Source organism: Scandinavium tedordense (assembly GCF_024764965.1).
GTDB classification, from domain to species: Bacteria; Pseudomonadota; Gammaproteobacteria; order Enterobacterales; family Enterobacteriaceae; genus Scandinavium; species Scandinavium tedordense.
The window spans coordinates 172,895-188,474 of the sequence record NZ_JALIGG010000050.1 but is presented as its reverse complement, the minus strand read 5'-3'; the positions used below and the strand labels follow the sequence as shown (position 1 = coordinate 188,474).

The following is a 15,580-nucleotide window of genomic DNA, read 5'->3' as shown; positions in this document are numbered from 1 at the left end:
GAATTAAGCGTTATGCGCTAAGCTGTTTAAATAAAGTGTCGAGTTGTGGATCGCCGATGTAGTTATTAATTAACACTAGCGGCTTATGGCTAACGCGTTTTACGCGACCTTCGAGGCTGGCGTGGGTCACAATTATATCAGCGTCGTCAGGGACGTTTTCGATAGCATAATGTTTGACCTCGATACTCAGACCGTTCTTTTCAAGACGCTTGCGGAAAGTCGTCGCGCCCATCGCGCTGGAGCCCATTCCGGCATCACACACGAAGGCGATGCGCTGCACACTGGTGTAGGAAAACGCGCCCTCCTGCTTCATCGTCTTGACGCTTTGGGCCGACTCAGTGAAGGTATCTTCCCCTTGTGCCTCGGTACTTTTTTCCATTTTGAGGATAAGCGACGTCACCGCGAACGATACCACCGCCCCCACGGTCACGCCTGCCAGAGTGGCGACAAACGATCCCTTTGGCGTCAGCGCCAAATAGGCGAAGATGGAGCCTGGGCTTGGGCCCGCGACCAGTCCACCGCCGAGCAGATTGAAGGTATAAATGCCTGACATCCCGCCTGCAATCATCGCAAGCAGGGTCAACGGCTTCATCAGCACATACGGGAAATAGAGTTCATGGATCCCGCCGAGGAAGTGAATAATCATCGCCCCAGGCGCCGACTTTTTACTCATGCCTTTGCCAAACACCGCAAAGCCCAACAGTAACCCCAAGCCCGGCCCTGGATTCGACGCGACCATAAAGAAGATGGACTTGCCGGTTTCAGACGCCTGCTGCATTCCCAGTGGGTAATAAACGCCCTGGTCGATGGCATTATTGAGGAACAGTATTTTCGCAGGTTCATTGATTATCGACAGCAGCGGCAAATAGCCGGTGTGCACCAGCGCTTCGATGCAGCCTTTGACGAAGGTGTTAGCGATAAGTACCGCCGGGCCAATGATCTCAAAACCCAGCAGGCACAACAGCATCCCGGCGATACCCAGTGAGAAGTTATTGATAACCATCTCAAAACCGGCGGGAATACGTTTCTCCAGCAGCCTATCGATATGCTTAATCACTAATCCGCCGAGCGGGCCCATGATCATCGCGCCGATAAACATCGGGATATCCGCCCCGACAATCACCCCGAGGGTACCAATCCCGCCCATTACCGCGCCACGCTTGCCGCCGACCAGATGCCCCCCGGTCGAACCAATCATAACGGGAAGCAGATAAGTGATCATCGGCCCGACTATTTTGGCAAAATGCTCATTGGGCAACCAGCCAGTCGGGATAAATAAAGCAGTAATAAATCCCCAGGCAATAAATGCACCGATATTGGGGATGACCATGGCGGTCAAAAAGCCCCCAAAAGCCTGGACTTTTGCACGAGCAGACTTATTTTCCATAATGAAATCCTGAGAAGGAAATGGGTATCAAGCGCGGGCGAGAATATCCGCGAGCTGTTGTTCAGACTTTGCCGACAATAATTCAGAAAGATTTTCCTCTTCACATAACAGCTCGCTTAATGCCTGAATGGCATCAATATGTGAAGTTGAATCTGCGGCGGATAAGCCGATTAATAATGAGACCGGTTCATTGGCGTGACCAAACTCCACCGGAGTGTTGAGTAACGTGAGTGAAAGCCCCGTTTTTAACGCTCCACATTCTGGCCGGGCATGGGGCATTGCAACGCCCGGAGCCAGAATATAATACGGTCCATTATTGATGGTCGAATATTTTATTGACTGAATGTATGTTTCATTAATGCAGCGGTGTTTTAACAATGGCTCCATCGAAAAATCGATAGCCTGCTGCCATGATCCTGCCGAAGGTCTAATTGAAATCGATGAAGCCGGAAAATAATCGATCAATCGCATAGTGGATCCTCATAATTTATTTTCGGGGTACGTCAGTGATTGTCATAAACGGTGTAAAAACAAAATACGCGCGGCAGGAGATGAAAGCAATGCAGGGGATATTTGGCAACGTCTTGAAGAGAACTTATTACAGCCGAGAACAATCAATAAGTTATGACATGAATTACAAATGGCAAGCATATAAATGTGATTTGAATTGCAAATATAGAACAAACACAAAATACATATTTGCAATTCAGATCACATTATAAGGGTTGTCAGAGTAAAAATAATTAGCCTCTAAATTTAAAACGGGCCGCTTTCGCGACCCGTTTGATGTTCTCTGTTAATGATGACAGAGAAGAATTACAGCAGTTCTTTCGCTTTCGCGACGACGTTCGCCACGGTAAAGCCGAACTCTTCAAACAGCAGTTCTGCCGGAGCAGATTCGCCGAAGGAAGTCATGCCGACGATAGCACCGTTCAGACCCACATATTTGAACCAGTAATCTGCGATACCGGCTTCGATCGCTACGCGAGGAGAAACCGCTTTCGGCAGCACGGATTCACGGTATGCGGCATCCTGCTTGTCGAATGCATCGGTAGATGGCATGGAAACCACACGCGCTTTAACGCCTTCAGCAGAGAGCTGATCCCACGCAGCAACAGCCAGTTCAACTTCAGAACCGGTTGCGATGAAGATAACCTGCGGTTGACCGTCGCAATCTTTCAGAACGTATGCACCACGTGCCACGTCTGCCAGCTGCTGAGCGGTGCGATCCTGTTGCGCCAGGTTCTGACGAGAAAGGATAAGCGCGGTTGGGCCATCGTGACGCTCAACGGCGTATTTCCACGCAACGGCAGATTCAACCTGGTCACATGGACGCCATGTACTCATGTTCGGCGTCACACGCAGGGATGCCAGCTGTTCTACAGGCTGGTGAGTCGGGCCATCTTCGCCCAGACCGATAGAGTCGTGGGTGTAGACCATCACCTGGCGCAGTTTCATCAGCGCAGCCATACGTACGGCGTTACGTGCATACTCAACAAACATCAGGAAGGTCGAGGTGTACGGCAGGAAACCACCATGCAGAGAGATGCCGTTGGCAATCGCTGTCATACCGAATTCACGCACGCCGTAATGGATGTAGTTACCGGCGGTGTCTTCATTGATGGCCTTCGAACCAGACCAGATAGTCAGGTTGGACGGTGCCAGGTCAGCAGAGCCACCGAGGAACTCTGGCAGCCACGGACCGAATGCTTCGATAGAGTTCTGAGACGCTTTACGGCTGGCGATTTTCGCTGGATTTGCCTGAAGATTCTCGATGAAAGCCTGTGCTTTTGCATCGAAATCAGCGGGCATTTCGTTCTTCATGCGACGCGTGAATTCTTTAGCTTCCTGTGGGAAAGCTTTTGCGTAAGCCGCGAACTTCTCGTTCCAGGTGGCTTCTTTAGCCTGACCTGCTTCTTTCGCATCCCACTGAGCATAGATTTCAGACGGGATGTCGAATGGCGCATATTTCCAGCCCAGCTGCTCACGCGTAGCGGCAACTTCAGCTTCACCCAACGGAGCACCGTGGGAATCGTGCGTACCGGCTTTGTTCGGAGAACCGAAACCGATGATGGTTTTGCACATCAGCAGGGACGGTTTGTCCGTTACTTTGCGCGCTTCTTCTACTGCACGCTTGATAGCGTCTGCGTCGTGACCGTCAACGCCAGTAACAACGTGCCAGCCGTAGGCTTCGAAACGCTGTGCGGTGTTGTCAGTGAACCAGCCTTCAACGTGACCGTCGATGGAGATACCGTTGTCATCGTAGAATGCAACCAGTTTGCCCAGCTTCAGGGTACCCGCCAGGGAGCACACTTCGTGGGAGATACCTTCCATCATGCAGCCATCACCCATGAACGCATAGGTGAAGTGGTCGACGATGTCGTGACCTGGACGGTTGAACTGCGCGGCCATGGTTTTTTCCGCGATAGCCATACCGACTGCGTTGGCAATGCCCTGACCCAGCGGGCCAGTAGTGGTTTCTACACCGGCGGTATAGCCCACTTCCGGGTGACCCGGGGTTTTGGAATGCAACTGGCGGAAGTTCTTAAGTTCAGACATCGGCAGGTCATAGCCAGTGAGGTGCAACAGGCTATAGATAAGCATGGAGCCGTGACCGTTAGACAGCACGAAGCGGTCACGATCGGCCCAGGATGGATTCTGCGGATTGTGGTTCAGGAAATCGCGCCACAGGACTTCGGCAATGTCAGCCATACCCATTGGGGCACCCGGGTGGCCGGATTTGGCTTTCTGTACTGCATCCATGCTCAGCGCACGAATAGCATTAGCAAGCTCTTTACGTGAGGACATTTTGACTCCAATCGGACTAATGAAGGCAATGCCAAAACGGCTTGACGACAGCGCGTTTTAGGCTACGCCGGAAAAAAGTGTGAACAATGTAACCCAAGCCGCAAGTCATGTACATGGAGCATCCGCGCGGTGCCTGGGAAATCTCTGGATTGTGTCTACAGGTTGCGCAATCTCCTCACTGCCTTGTCATTATTTTCTTTATACTTTGGCTAAATTCCGTTTCTTTGAATTACGGAATATTTCAGATAATGGCGATGACTGGCGACCCATAATTACGGAAAATTAATGATGAAACTGCACTCTGTGGTATTGGCCTTTGGGATAGCGAGCGTTCTGACCGGGTGTCAGAACATGGATTCAAACGGACTCATGAGTTCAGGCGCCGAAGCCTTCCAGGCTTACACGCTGAGCGACGAGCAGGTTAAAACGTTGAGCGACCAGGCATGTAAAGAGATGGACAGCAAAGCCACTCTTGCCTCTGCTGGGAGCGATTACGCCAAACGCCTGAACACCATCGCCACAGCGCTGGGCGACAATATCAACGGACAACCGGTGAACTACAAGGTTTACGTCACTAAAGATGTGAACGCCTTCGCGATGGCCAACGGCTGTATTCGCGTCTACACCGGACTGATGGACATCATGACGGATAACGAAGTTGAAGCGGTGATTGGCCACGAAATGGGTCACGTCGCACTCGGCCACGTGAAGAAAGGGATGCAAGTTGCGCTCAGCACCAACGCGTTGCGCGTGGCGGCAGCGTCTGCAGGCGGCATGATTGGTAGTCTGTCGCAGTCACAGCTTGGTGATTTGGGTGAAAAACTGGTGAATGCGCAGTTCTCCCAGCGTCAGGAATCTGAAGCAGATGATTACTCTTACGACCTGCTGCGAAAACGCGGGATCAACCCGGTTGGACTGGCCACCAGCTTTGAAAAGCTGGCGAAACTGGAAGCGGGACGTCAAAGCTCGATGCTCGACGATCACCCGGCCTCCGAAGAGCGCGCGCAACATATTCGCGACCGCATGAAGGCGGATGGCATTAAGTAAACACAAATCCCCTCTCTGTCTCGCAGAGAGGGGAACCGCGTGACTCAATAAAGCGTTTTCTGCGGTGGCCCGGCAAAACGGAGTGCGCCAATGTGCCCCATTCTGACTTCCACCACCGACGGTCCAGGCATCGCCAGTGCTTCGGTCATAACCGCCTGGAAATCCTCCGCCCGCTCGACGCTCCACGCCTGCAGACCCATGGCCTGAGCCAGCAGAGTGAAATCGGGCGTATGCAGTTCGTTGTAATACTGACGACCGCCAAAATACTTATCCTGAATACCGCGCATCACGCCATAGCCACCATCATTCATGATAAGCAGCGTCAGATTGGCTTTTTCCTGTGCCAGCGTCGCCATTTCCCCGAGATTCAGGCTCAGTCCACCATCACCGACTAACGCAACAATCTTCCGCTGCGGGTTAGCTATCGCCGTACCGATAGCCATCGGCAGGCCCATACCAATCGCCCCGGCCAGCGAATGGATGTTCATCAGCGGACCGTGGGCGCGAAACAGACGACTGCCCCACAGGCTGCCCGAGACCGTAATATCGCGGACCAGAATGCCATCATCGGGAAGCGCCTGCTCGATAGCATCGTTCAGTTGCGCATAAGCACCACACTGTTCACGTAACCCGCGTTCTGCATGCATGAGCGCCTCTTTTATTTGCGCATCCCAGTGGGCATTACCCCATTCGCGCCCCTGGACTTTTTCCGCCAGCGCACCCAGCAACGCGGAACAGTCGGCAATCAGTGTGTTGTCCATCAGGTAGTTGCGGCTGGCCGCCGCCGGATCGATGTCAATCTGCACCCGCGGAGACGGCAACTCCAGCGTCCAGGAACAGGTTTCATTGCTACGCAGGCGTGAGCCTGCCACCAGGGTAAAATCACATTGCGCCATCAGCGCCTCAACGGATGGCGAATTATGGAAGGCTCGCAGGCTGGCACGATGGCTGTCCGGCAGTATGCCACGTCCGTGAGTGCTGGAAATAACCGTTACCCCGGCATCCGCCAGTTTTTTTACCGCCGCTGCACTGCCAATTGCCCCACCGCCCAGCCACAGCAGCGGTTGTTTTGCCAGCCTGAGTTGTGCCCACAGAGCATCAACCGCCGCCGGATCCACTGATGCAACCGATGCATTGTTCAGCGGAGCCGTCACCAGCGAAAGCGGGATCTTCGTCCCCTGAATATCAATCGGGATCTCGACCGACACCGGCCCGCACGGCGGCGTCTGCGCATCCTGAATCGCCTTGTGCAAAATCGCTATCGCCTGGTTGGCATTGCTGATGCGATAAGCCCGTTTCGAACTTGCTTTCAGGAAAGTCAGTTGATCGCGGGTTTCGTGAATAAAGCCAGTGTCTGCATCCAGCCAAGTTTTCTCCACCTGGCCGGTCAGGTGCAACAGCGGCGTGCAGGCGTTCATCGCCTCGACCAGCGCGCCGACCGCATTGCCTGCCCCTGCGCCGGTACTGGTCAGCGCCACGCCCAGACCGGAAAAACGGCCATGGGCGTCGGCCATCGTGACCGACCCAGCTTCTCCGCGCGCCGGGACAAAGCGGATATTGCCGCGCTGACCAATCGCATCGGCAATAGGCAGATTGTGAATGGAGATGACGCCGTAAATAGCCTCAACATTGTACTGCTCCAGCGTTCTGGCGATGGCGTCGCCGACGGTTATCATTTCGCTCATTGCTCACCCTTTTCTTAGTCGCACCAATGGTTGACGCTATTACCCGTCGCCAGATAAATACTCTTTTGTTGCATCCAGCCTTTCAGTCCCTGGATACCTTTTTCGCGGCCCAGACCGCTCTGTTTAAAGCCCCCGAACGGGGTAGAGATAGAGAAAACTTTGTAGGTGTTTATCCATACCGTACCAGCCTCCAGCCGATCGCTCAGGCGCAATGCCCGCCCGCTATCCCGTGTCCAGATGCCCGCCGCCAGGCCGTAAACAGAATCATTGGCTTCGCGAATCAGTTGCTCATCATCGCGAAAGGAGATCGCCACCAACACCGGACCGAAGATCTCTTCCTGACAGGCGCGCGCGCCGTTCGTCAGTCCTTCGATGATGGTAGGCTGGAAATAACTGCCTGCCGCCAGCGCGGGATCCGCGGGGATCTCGCCGCCGCACAACACCCTCCCACCTTCACGTTTTGCCAGCTCGACATACTCCAGCACGCTGTCACGATGCTTTTCATTGATCAGCGGCCCGATGTGTGTGCCGTCGTCAAACGGGTGACCTATCCGTAAACCACGCGCCAGCTCCAGCAGACGCGTCATCAGCTGCGGGTAGACATTTTCATGCACAAACAGCCGTGAACCGGCGATACACGCCTGGCCACCTGAGCTAAAAATGCCATAGCAAATGCCCCGCGCCGCCTGCTCAATATCGGCATCTTCCAGCACGATGGTCGGTGATTTCCCTCCCAGCTCCAGCGAGGCCGGAATGAGTTTTTCCGCTGCCACGTGCGCCAGCCGACGTCCGGTGCTGGTGCCGCCGGTAAACGAGATTTTGCGCACCAGAGGATGACGAGCCAGCGCGTCGCCAATCACCGACCCTTTCCCCGGCAGCACACTCAGCAGCCCGGCGGGTAAACCGGCTTGTTCGAAGATCCGCGCCAGCTCCAGTGCCATCAGCGGCGTCGCTTCCGCCGGTTTAAGGATCACCGCGTTACCGGCGGCGATCGCCGGTGCCACTTTTTGCATCTCGCTGGCGATCGGCGAGTTCCAGGGGGTGATCGCTGCCACAACGCCCAGCGGTTCGTAGCGACTCAGCGTCAGCAGATCCGCCTGACGCGGGGTGGGCAGCTCCCCTTCCAGCAATTCGCAGGCGGCCGCAAAATATCGGGCGCATCCCGCAGCGCTCATCACCAGCCCGTGCGTTTCCGCTAGTGGTTTACCGTTGTCCCGACTTTGCAACTGCGCCAGTTCATCGATACGGGATTCGATAATATCCGCCACCTTATGCAGAATTTTTGCCCGTAGGTGAGGCAGCATGTTGCGCCAGCCAGGTTCGCGCCAGGCGCGCTCCGCCGCCGTAATCGCCTCCTTCAGATCGTCGAGACTCGCCGCATGGAGCGTGGCATTCACCGAGCCATCCGCCGGAAAGTGGCTGTGCATCACATTACCGCTACCGTGGCGCCAATGACCGCCGATAAAAATCGTTAATTCATCCATTGCAGCCTCTCAGCGTTGTGCCAGTTCACGGCAGGCGCGAACTGCGCTCAGTGCCGCCAGGGTCGATGTTTTTGGGTTGCTGGCCAGCGGCAGTCCGCTCAGTTCCAGGTGAAACTCACCGAACAGCCCTTCAACATGCAGCGTGTGGGTGTTACGTTGGGTCGTCGGATCGACCATCAGTTGTACGCGGGTGTCGTCCATCCCCACACCGCCCAACGCCACTGTTGCCGCAACGTTGGCATTCGCCGGAAACAGGCGCGCCGCTTCACGGGCGCTACCTTCAAAAAAGATTGTCGCTTCACTGACCGCGTTGAGGTTAATCAACATTTCGGCATAGCTGCCGCGCCAGCTGGCCGGGCTTTTGCGCGACTGGTAGGTCACTCGCGCAAGCCCCCCCTCTTTCGCTGCCACCAGTCCGTCAATACCAGCCACCGCTCCTGACAGCAGCGTCAACCTGCCGCCTGCCTGCTGGAGGCGCTGTTCCAGCGCGCTATCAGCCAATGCACCCGTGGAGATGATCGCCAGATGCCAGCCGCGTGTGAGAATGGCTTCAGCATATTGCGCAACCGCCTGCTGACTGGCGCACTCGAGGACTAAATCTGGATTTTCTGTGCAGGCTTGCGGGTCGTCGAGCACCGTCACCGCGTTACCGAAGCGAGCGCGGATTGCCGCATGATGCGCTTCACGTGCCACAATCCAGCCTAACGCCACTTGCGTCGGCAGCCGTTCAATCACCGCCTGCGCCATTGCGCCGTAGCCCACCAGCATGATCTTTTTCATGACATCTCCTTATAGGTGACGGCAAAAACCGCCAGAGACATCCAGCGCCGCACCGGTGGTAAACGACGCCAGCGGCGAGGCGAGGAATAACAGAGCCTGTGCAGGCTCCTGCGGCTTGCCGAGACGTGCCATCGGGATCCCACGCTTACGGGCGATATCCGCCGTCCACTCGGGCCAGCTCTGATGTTTATCCGTGCGGTTTTCAAAACGTCGCTGCCACTGCCCGGATTCCACCATCCCCAACAGAATCGAGTTGACGCGAATGCCTTTCCCCACTAATTCCTTTGACAGCGTAAGCGTCATATTCAGCAGCGCCGCGCGGGCAGCAGAGGTCGCAATCATGTGTTCTTCAGGCTGCAGCGCCAGCAGTGAATTCACGCAGGTAACCGACGCTATATCAGACTGCTCCAGCTGCGCCTGGAAGGCCTTTAGCGGATTAATTACACCGAACAGTTTCAGCTCCGCTTCGCGCAGCCACGCCTCGCGTGGCGTATCGGCAAAATGCGCCACGTAGCCCTGCCCGGCGTTGTTAATCAGCATATCGGTGGCGCCAAAACGGCTTGCCACCGCCGCGGCAAAGTCCTGTACCTCTGTTTCTTGCAGCACGTCGCAGCGGTAAGAAAAAATGTTCGCTCCGGGATACTCGTTTTGCAGTGCCGCATGAGCACTGGCCAGTCGGTCCGCGTTGCGGCCACAGAAGGCCACTTTCGCCCCTTCCCCCAGCAGCAGACGCAAGGTTTCAAAACCAATCCCTGACGATCCTCCGGTGACTACCGCTACACGCCCTTCAATTTGTGCATTCATCGCGCACCTCTTCCCCTACCCGTAAAAGCTGTTGATTAAAAAAGGTCTCGTTATCGAGATAGCTGGCATGCCCGGCTCGCGGGATGGTGGTGTATGGCATGCCATAACGTAGCGCCAGCCCCTGTACCAGTTCCGGCTGAGTAATAGCGTCCTGTTCGCCACACCACACTTCAAACCGGCCACGATAATGACCAAGCCAGCGGTGAATATCGTCATGCGCCAGCATCCATGCCGCGGCAAGATAGCCCTCGCGGTGGAGTTGACGCATTCCGGAAGCCACAGTGGCAATATCAGCGTCGTCCGCGCACGGATGCAGCAACTTCGCTGCCCGAGTTTGCGCCAGAACGGCTGTGCCCATCGCCATTTGCTGCTGGCGTCCGTGCCAGACTTTTTCCCGCTGCTCAGGCGCTGCCTGGCCGTAGCCTTGTGCGGCATCGGCTAAAATCAGGTGCAGCACACGCTGGGGATACTTTGCCGCAAAGGCGCTGGCCACCAGTGCGCCAAGGGAATGGCCCACCAGCACCGCTTGCTGAACGCCGGCATGGTCCAGCATCATCGCCAGCGCATCGGCATACTCGCCCGCATCAGCATGCTTACCCGGTAGCATCGGGCTTTCGCCATAACCAGGCATATCCCAGGCCAGTACACGGTAGCCAGACAGCGCCATCTGTTTATGCCAGGAGGCTGCACCGGAGCTGATACCGTGGAGCAGCATCAACGGCGTGCCGTGCCCTTGTTCACGAAAACCCGTCATATCGCCTCCTTAATTACGTTTTACTTTTGACAGCGGATGATCTTCCGGGTAGGTCGGGATGTTGGGCTTTCTGGTGCCCAGCATGACGCACATCAGCGCCTCTTCTTCACCGTGGTTAAACAACCCACGATAGACGCCCGCCGGTACAGAAATCAGGTCACGCTCACGCAGTACAGTTTCGGTATAGCGGTCACCGTCCTGAATCATCAGCGTTATCTGCCCTTTGAGCATGAAAAACACCTCTTCCACGTCATCATGCAGGTGCAGCGGCCCCTCGCATTTCGATGGCAACACCATGGTGGAGAAAGTGAAATTCTCTGCGGCGATGGTATTGGTGTCGCTGGCAACGCCAGTAGCACCGGTACCGATATAACGCATCTGGGCCCGACGATATTTAGGGTCAAAATCGGCCTGGAATTTCAGCGCATTCCAGTCATATTTACGTCCTTCAAAGCGCGCGATACGCGACTCCACCCACTCCTCCATCGTCAGATGCTCAGGTTTGATACCCTGTTTTGCAGTTACGGTTGAATCAGTCATCGTTTTATCCTCAGTAACGTCTCAGCAGTGGCAGTAACAGGACGCAGCCCACAGCCGCCATCACCGCCAGAAAAATCATCCCGGAATCCATGCTGTGGGTGAAGGCGATAAGCGCCCCCATCACCGCCGGCGACAAAGCGCCTGCAAAGTTTCCCAGCCCGTTGAAAATGCCTCCCGCGGTGGCGCTGACCCGGGGATGAGTCGCCTTCGCCAACAGCGCGAAGATGTTGGGGGCACCAGTGCCCCACATGAAGGTGCTAAAGCTCATCGCCGCAATGATCGTCAGCGGCGTACTCAAGTGCATCACGGCGACCAGACCCACAGCGGCCCCGGCCAACGAAATAAAGCAGGCAGCGGCACGTTTATCGACACGGTCAGAGAGCCAGGCGCCAATCACTTCGCCCACCAGCATGGCAATAAACGGCATCGACGACAGCCACCCGGCATGTTCCAGATGGATACCTTTGCCTTTGATCAGATAGCCAGGCAACCAACCGTTAATGCCCCACAGATAGGTCAGGAAGGCGATATTAAAAATACAGATGAGCCAGAAATGGGAGCTCACAAACAACTCGCGACGCGCGGCACGCCGCGCCTCCTGCGACACCTTCGTTCCGGCTGTTTTGTTCTCCAGCTGAATGCCGCGCAGCCCGATACGCACCAAAAACAGCACCGGAAGCGTCAGCATCGCCATCACAAAGAAGGTGCTCTGCCAGCCAAAGGTGTTGAGTAGCCATATCGACAGCGGAAAGCCAATAGCCGCACCGACTGGCGTACCAAGCAGCCACAACATGGTCGCGCGCGCCTGTAGCCGCTGCGGAAAGGTATGGCGGACAACCGCGAACGCCAGCGGGAATAGCGGCCCTTCAGCGATACCGAGCAAAATGCGCAGGGTGACCATCGCCGTGTAGTTATGCGTGAAGCCCATCATCACCATTAAGAGGCACCACACCACCATCATCCCGGTAAGCAGGCGCTGCGGGGCGATACGATCACCTAATCCGCTCAGCAATACCGACGAAAAACCGTAGCTTAGCAAGAACGCACTCATCAAAATGCCGAGCCGCGTGGTGTCAAAATCAATGCCCATCGCCTGCTGGAAATGGCTGTCGGAAAACAGCGCGGCAATGCTTATCTTGTCAAAAAACGCCAGCAGCACGCAGGCCAGCAATGACAACGGAATTGCCCAGCGGACCGCTTTTTCAGGCGTACGGACGCCCTCACCGCTTGCCTCGATCGGCGCGGCGTTTGTCTCTAATGTGGTCATCTCTCCCCCTTAAGGGTGCGCGAGTGTTATCGCAATGACATCAGCGAAAAGGTCAGGTCATCGAGCGGTACGGCAGAAAGATCCCGTCCTGCTGCCATCCAGCGCTTCGCCAGTTTGACGGTCCGTGGATCGTTAAACGCCACCAGTTGACTGAGGCGACCGTCAGCGTCGATCGAGAAAAATAGCGACCCTTTGGGATCCTCCCTCACCACCGTCCGGATGCCTGGTTGCGGGATCCCGAGGATCTGAATGTTGTGCCCGTATTGATCCGACCACAGCCACGGCGCTTCGTCATAGCCCGCAGCCTGCGGATCCAGCATCGCTTTAGCCGTCGCGATCGCTTGGTTCTGGGCGAATGCCCACGACTGAATGCACAGACCATACTGGTGATGCTGAGCCACATCCCCCGCTGCAAAAATAGCCGGATCGGTGGTCTGGCCCTGCGCATTAACGACGATCCCGCGCTCAACGGCCAGCCCCGCCTCATGCGCCAGCTCAAGATTGAGATCAACGCCAATCCCTACCACCACTGCATCAAAAGCTTCACGCTGGCCGTCGCAGTGGATAACCGGCAGACCATCACGCTCTTCCAGCTCAAGCGCACCACAGCCACTGCGGATCTCAACGCCCTGTGCACGATGGACGCGTGCCAGTTCCTGCGACACGTCGCCGCTCACCGAGCGCATACACAGCGCCGGTTGCTGTTCAAATACGGTGACGTCCACGCCGCTCTTTCGCGCTGATGCGGCAATTTCAAGACCAATCCAGCCGCCGCCAACAATTCCCAGACGCGAGAGGGCTGTCAGCCGCTGTTTCAGACGCTGCGCATCCTGCCAGTGGCGCAGGGTGTAAACCTGCGGGTGTTTCGCCCATTCTTCGCCTGGCAAACGAGCCCGACCGCCGGTGGCAATCAGCAGTTTGTCGTAGCCGAGCCGCTCGCCATTACTCAGGCGTATGGTTTTTTCTTCACGATCAATGGATTCAGCGCGTAGTGGGCGATACCAGTTAAGGTTTAACGCTTGCTGGACCTCCTCGCTAAACAGCCTTGGCAGCGCCGCTTCAACCTCCAGCAATGTCGCCTTTGACAGTGGAGGACGCTCATAGAAATCCCATGGCTCTTCAGCAATGACGCAAATTTCACCGTCGTAACCTTCGTCACGCAGCGTTTTCGCCGCCCAGCCGCCCGCCTGACCACCGCCGATAATCACTATCCGCGCCGTCATACCGCCTCCGGTTTTTTCTGCTGACGGCGGGTATCGTGGTCGATGCCGCCTTCCACCGCCCATTCGGTAAAGGAGACCAGCGAATGTTCCAGCTCGCGCGGCTGCCAGTTCTCGGTCAGAAAATCATCGTTGGTGTAGTACTCAAATGCGCCGCCAGTCGGGCTGTTGACGTACCAGAAATAGGCGGAAGAGACCGGATGGCGACCCGGACCGATAAAGGTGCTCCAGGTGTTTTTGTTCATCGCAATACCACCGCCAATCACTTCATGGATATCGCGCACGGTGAAGGCAACGTGATTAAGACCTCGTTTGCGGTTAGGTAACTGTAATAAAAAGAGGTTATGGTGACCGCCGCGCACGCCACAGCGCAGGAATACCGCCCGGTTGATATAGCGGTCTGAAACCTGGAAACCGAGCACTTCACGGTAGAACGTTTCAACCGCGGCCAGCTCTTCAACGAAGAACACAACATGACCGACGTTGATCGGCTGCGCACGATCATAAACCGGACTTGGCGTATCAATTCGCCTCACATCGCCCCACTGGTTAATCGGCTCGACATCAAGATCCACTGCGGTTTGTTGGCTGACCTGCACACGCAGCGTCATACCGTTCGGATCCTGACACTCCAGCGCGCCGTCTACCTCACGAAAAGCCGGCTGTTGTGCCAACTTAGGTCGCAGCGCATCCAGCGCAGCCTGGTCCGCTACGCCCCAGGTCATACGGCGTAACGTGTTGCCTGCTTCAAAGGCCGGCGGCAAGTCCGGGCTCTGAGTCGGGTTCAGTTCCACCCGCGCACCGCTTAGGGTCGTAAAACGCTGGCCGCTAGCATCGCCCGTCAGGCCAAAATCACGCATAAATTTGGCGCAATGGTTCAGATCGTCGACACCAAATTCCAGCTTTTCAATTCCGGTTACACTCATTGTTCGTAGCCTCTTTACTGTTCTGTCGCCCAGATTTGGGCGTAAAACATGCCCGACGCAATCAAGCGCCTGCCATTAACGTATTGATTTAACTGGCTTGTGACAGATACCCTAAAAAGCCAGAAATTTTATCCGCCGCGATGCTGACGTCGTTTTGCAGCCGTTCCCTGTCGGTTTGAGGGATCTCATCCGACGGCACGAGAATGCTCACCACCGCCGCTACTCGACCGCTGCGATCGTAGACCGGGTAGACAATGGAGGAGATACCATGACGGTAGAAGGATTCACCAATCACATAGCCGCGCGCTTTATCCTGCTGCACCATCTGCCACAGCGTTTCACGGTCATGGTGTTGTCCCGGCGTATTGCCTGGCAGTTGCTCCTCGGGAAACAGCAGTTCAAAATCGCTGCGTGAGACATCGGTCAGCAGCATGCGACCCAGCGACGTACAGTGAACCGGCAGACGCGTGCCAATACTGACCTGATTGATGCGTGAACCGGCGGCGCTGACGCGGGCGATGTAGATAATGTCCCGTCCATCACGGATCGCCAGATGGCTGCTGCACTGGCTGGTATCTCGCAGTTGCTCAATTACCGGCTGGCCGACCTGTGCCACATCCAGCGACGCAATGTACTCAAAACCAAGACGCAGCACGTTCATCCCAAGCGAGAAGGTGTTAGTGCGTGAATTACGCTCCAGAAAACCCATATACTCCAGTGTCTGCACCACGCGATAGGCGGTCGCTTTCGGCATATCTACCAGCCGGTGCAGCTCGGCAAAGGTCAGATCGCGATGCTGTTCGCCAAATGCCAGAAGCAGCTGTAGTCCTCGCTCCAGCCCCGGCACCAGGTATTTCACTTCCTGATCGTTTGCCATA

General features: G+C 56.0%; 14 protein-coding genes. 1 reads left to right on the top strand and 13 read right to left on the bottom strand.

Annotated features, from left to right (window positions below; genetic code table 11):
• Positions 1-10: 10 nt before the first annotated feature.
• The 3 genes from MUU46_RS05040 to tkt all read right to left on the bottom strand — a co-directional run bounded on the left by MUU46_RS05040 (position 11) and on the right by tkt (position 4,195).
• A complete protein-coding gene (locus MUU46_RS05040; RefSeq protein ID WP_258964971.1) occupies positions 11-1,387 on the bottom strand; it encodes a PTS mannitol transporter subunit IIBC in 1,377 nt (458 codons plus the stop codon).
• Positions 1,388-1,414: 27 nt separating this feature from the next.
• Positions 1,415-1,858: a PTS mannitol transporter subunit IIA gene (gene cmtB / locus MUU46_RS05035; RefSeq protein ID WP_258964970.1), complete on the bottom strand. Its 444-nt coding sequence runs from the start codon at positions 1,856-1,858 to the stop codon at positions 1,415-1,417.
• A gap of 345 nt (positions 1,859-2,203) precedes the next feature.
• Positions 2,204-4,195, bottom strand: a complete 1,992-nt coding sequence (gene tkt / locus MUU46_RS05030) for a transketolase (RefSeq protein ID WP_258964969.1) — start codon at positions 4,193-4,195, stop codon at positions 2,204-2,206.
• Between the two features lie 288 nt (positions 4,196-4,483).
• On the opposite strand from tkt, the gene loiP reads away from it, so the two are divergent.
• A complete protein-coding gene (gene loiP / locus MUU46_RS05025; protein WP_258964996.1) occupies positions 4,484-5,242 on the top strand; it encodes a metalloprotease LoiP in 759 nt (252 codons plus the stop codon).
• Between the two features lie 44 nt (positions 5,243-5,286).
• On the opposite strand, the gene MUU46_RS05020 is transcribed toward loiP, so the two are convergent.
• The 10 genes from MUU46_RS05020 to MUU46_RS04975 all read right to left on the bottom strand — a co-directional run bounded on the left by MUU46_RS05020 (position 5,287) and on the right by MUU46_RS04975 (position 15,579).
• Entirely contained in the window at positions 5,287-6,927 is a 1,641-nt protein-coding gene (locus MUU46_RS05020; protein WP_258964968.1) for a thiamine pyrophosphate-binding protein, read from the bottom strand.
• Positions 6,928-6,941: 14 nt separating this feature from the next.
• Positions 6,942-8,411 (bottom strand): aldehyde dehydrogenase, encoded by a 1,470-nt coding sequence (locus MUU46_RS05015; protein WP_258964967.1) that lies wholly within the window; start codon positions 8,409-8,411, stop codon positions 6,942-6,944.
• Positions 8,412-8,420: 9 nt separating this feature from the next.
• A complete protein-coding gene (locus MUU46_RS05010) occupies positions 8,421-9,191 on the bottom strand; it encodes an aspartate dehydrogenase (RefSeq protein WP_258964966.1) in 771 nt (256 codons plus the stop codon).
• A 9-nt stretch (positions 9,192-9,200) separates the two neighbouring features.
• A complete protein-coding gene (locus MUU46_RS05005) occupies positions 9,201-9,995 on the bottom strand; it encodes an SDR family oxidoreductase (protein WP_258964965.1) in 795 nt (264 codons plus the stop codon).
• Positions 9,979-10,749, bottom strand: coding sequence for an alpha/beta fold hydrolase (locus MUU46_RS05000; RefSeq protein ID WP_258964964.1), 771 nt, complete (start codon positions 10,747-10,749; stop codon positions 9,979-9,981). The genes MUU46_RS05005 and MUU46_RS05000 overlap by 17 nt, the downstream gene beginning before the upstream one ends.
• Positions 10,750-10,758: 9 nt before the next feature.
• Positions 10,759-11,289 carry a cupin domain-containing protein gene (locus tag MUU46_RS04995; RefSeq protein ID WP_258964963.1) on the bottom strand — a complete coding sequence of 177 codons (531 nt, stop codon included), beginning with the start codon at positions 11,287-11,289 and terminating at the stop codon, positions 10,759-10,761.
• Between the two features lie 10 nt (positions 11,290-11,299).
• Complete coding sequence (locus MUU46_RS04990) at positions 11,300-12,556, bottom strand: MFS transporter (RefSeq protein ID WP_258964962.1); 1,257 nt, start codon at positions 12,554-12,556, stop codon at positions 11,300-11,302.
• A gap of 26 nt (positions 12,557-12,582) precedes the next feature.
• The gene (locus MUU46_RS04985; RefSeq protein ID WP_258964961.1) at positions 12,583-13,779 is read right to left on the bottom strand and encodes an NAD(P)/FAD-dependent oxidoreductase; all 1,197 of its coding nucleotides are present in this window, start codon (positions 13,777-13,779) and stop codon (positions 12,583-12,585) included.
• Positions 13,776-14,702: a VOC family protein gene (locus tag MUU46_RS04980; protein WP_258964960.1), complete on the bottom strand. Its 927-nt coding sequence runs from the start codon at positions 14,700-14,702 to the stop codon at positions 13,776-13,778. The genes MUU46_RS04985 and MUU46_RS04980 overlap by 4 nt, the downstream gene beginning before the upstream one ends.
• An 88-nt stretch (positions 14,703-14,790) precedes the next feature.
• On the bottom strand, positions 14,791-15,579 hold the full coding sequence (locus tag MUU46_RS04975) for an IclR family transcriptional regulator (protein ID WP_258964959.1): 789 nt from the start codon (positions 15,577-15,579) through the stop codon (positions 14,791-14,793).
• Position 15,580: the final 1 nt, after the last annotated feature.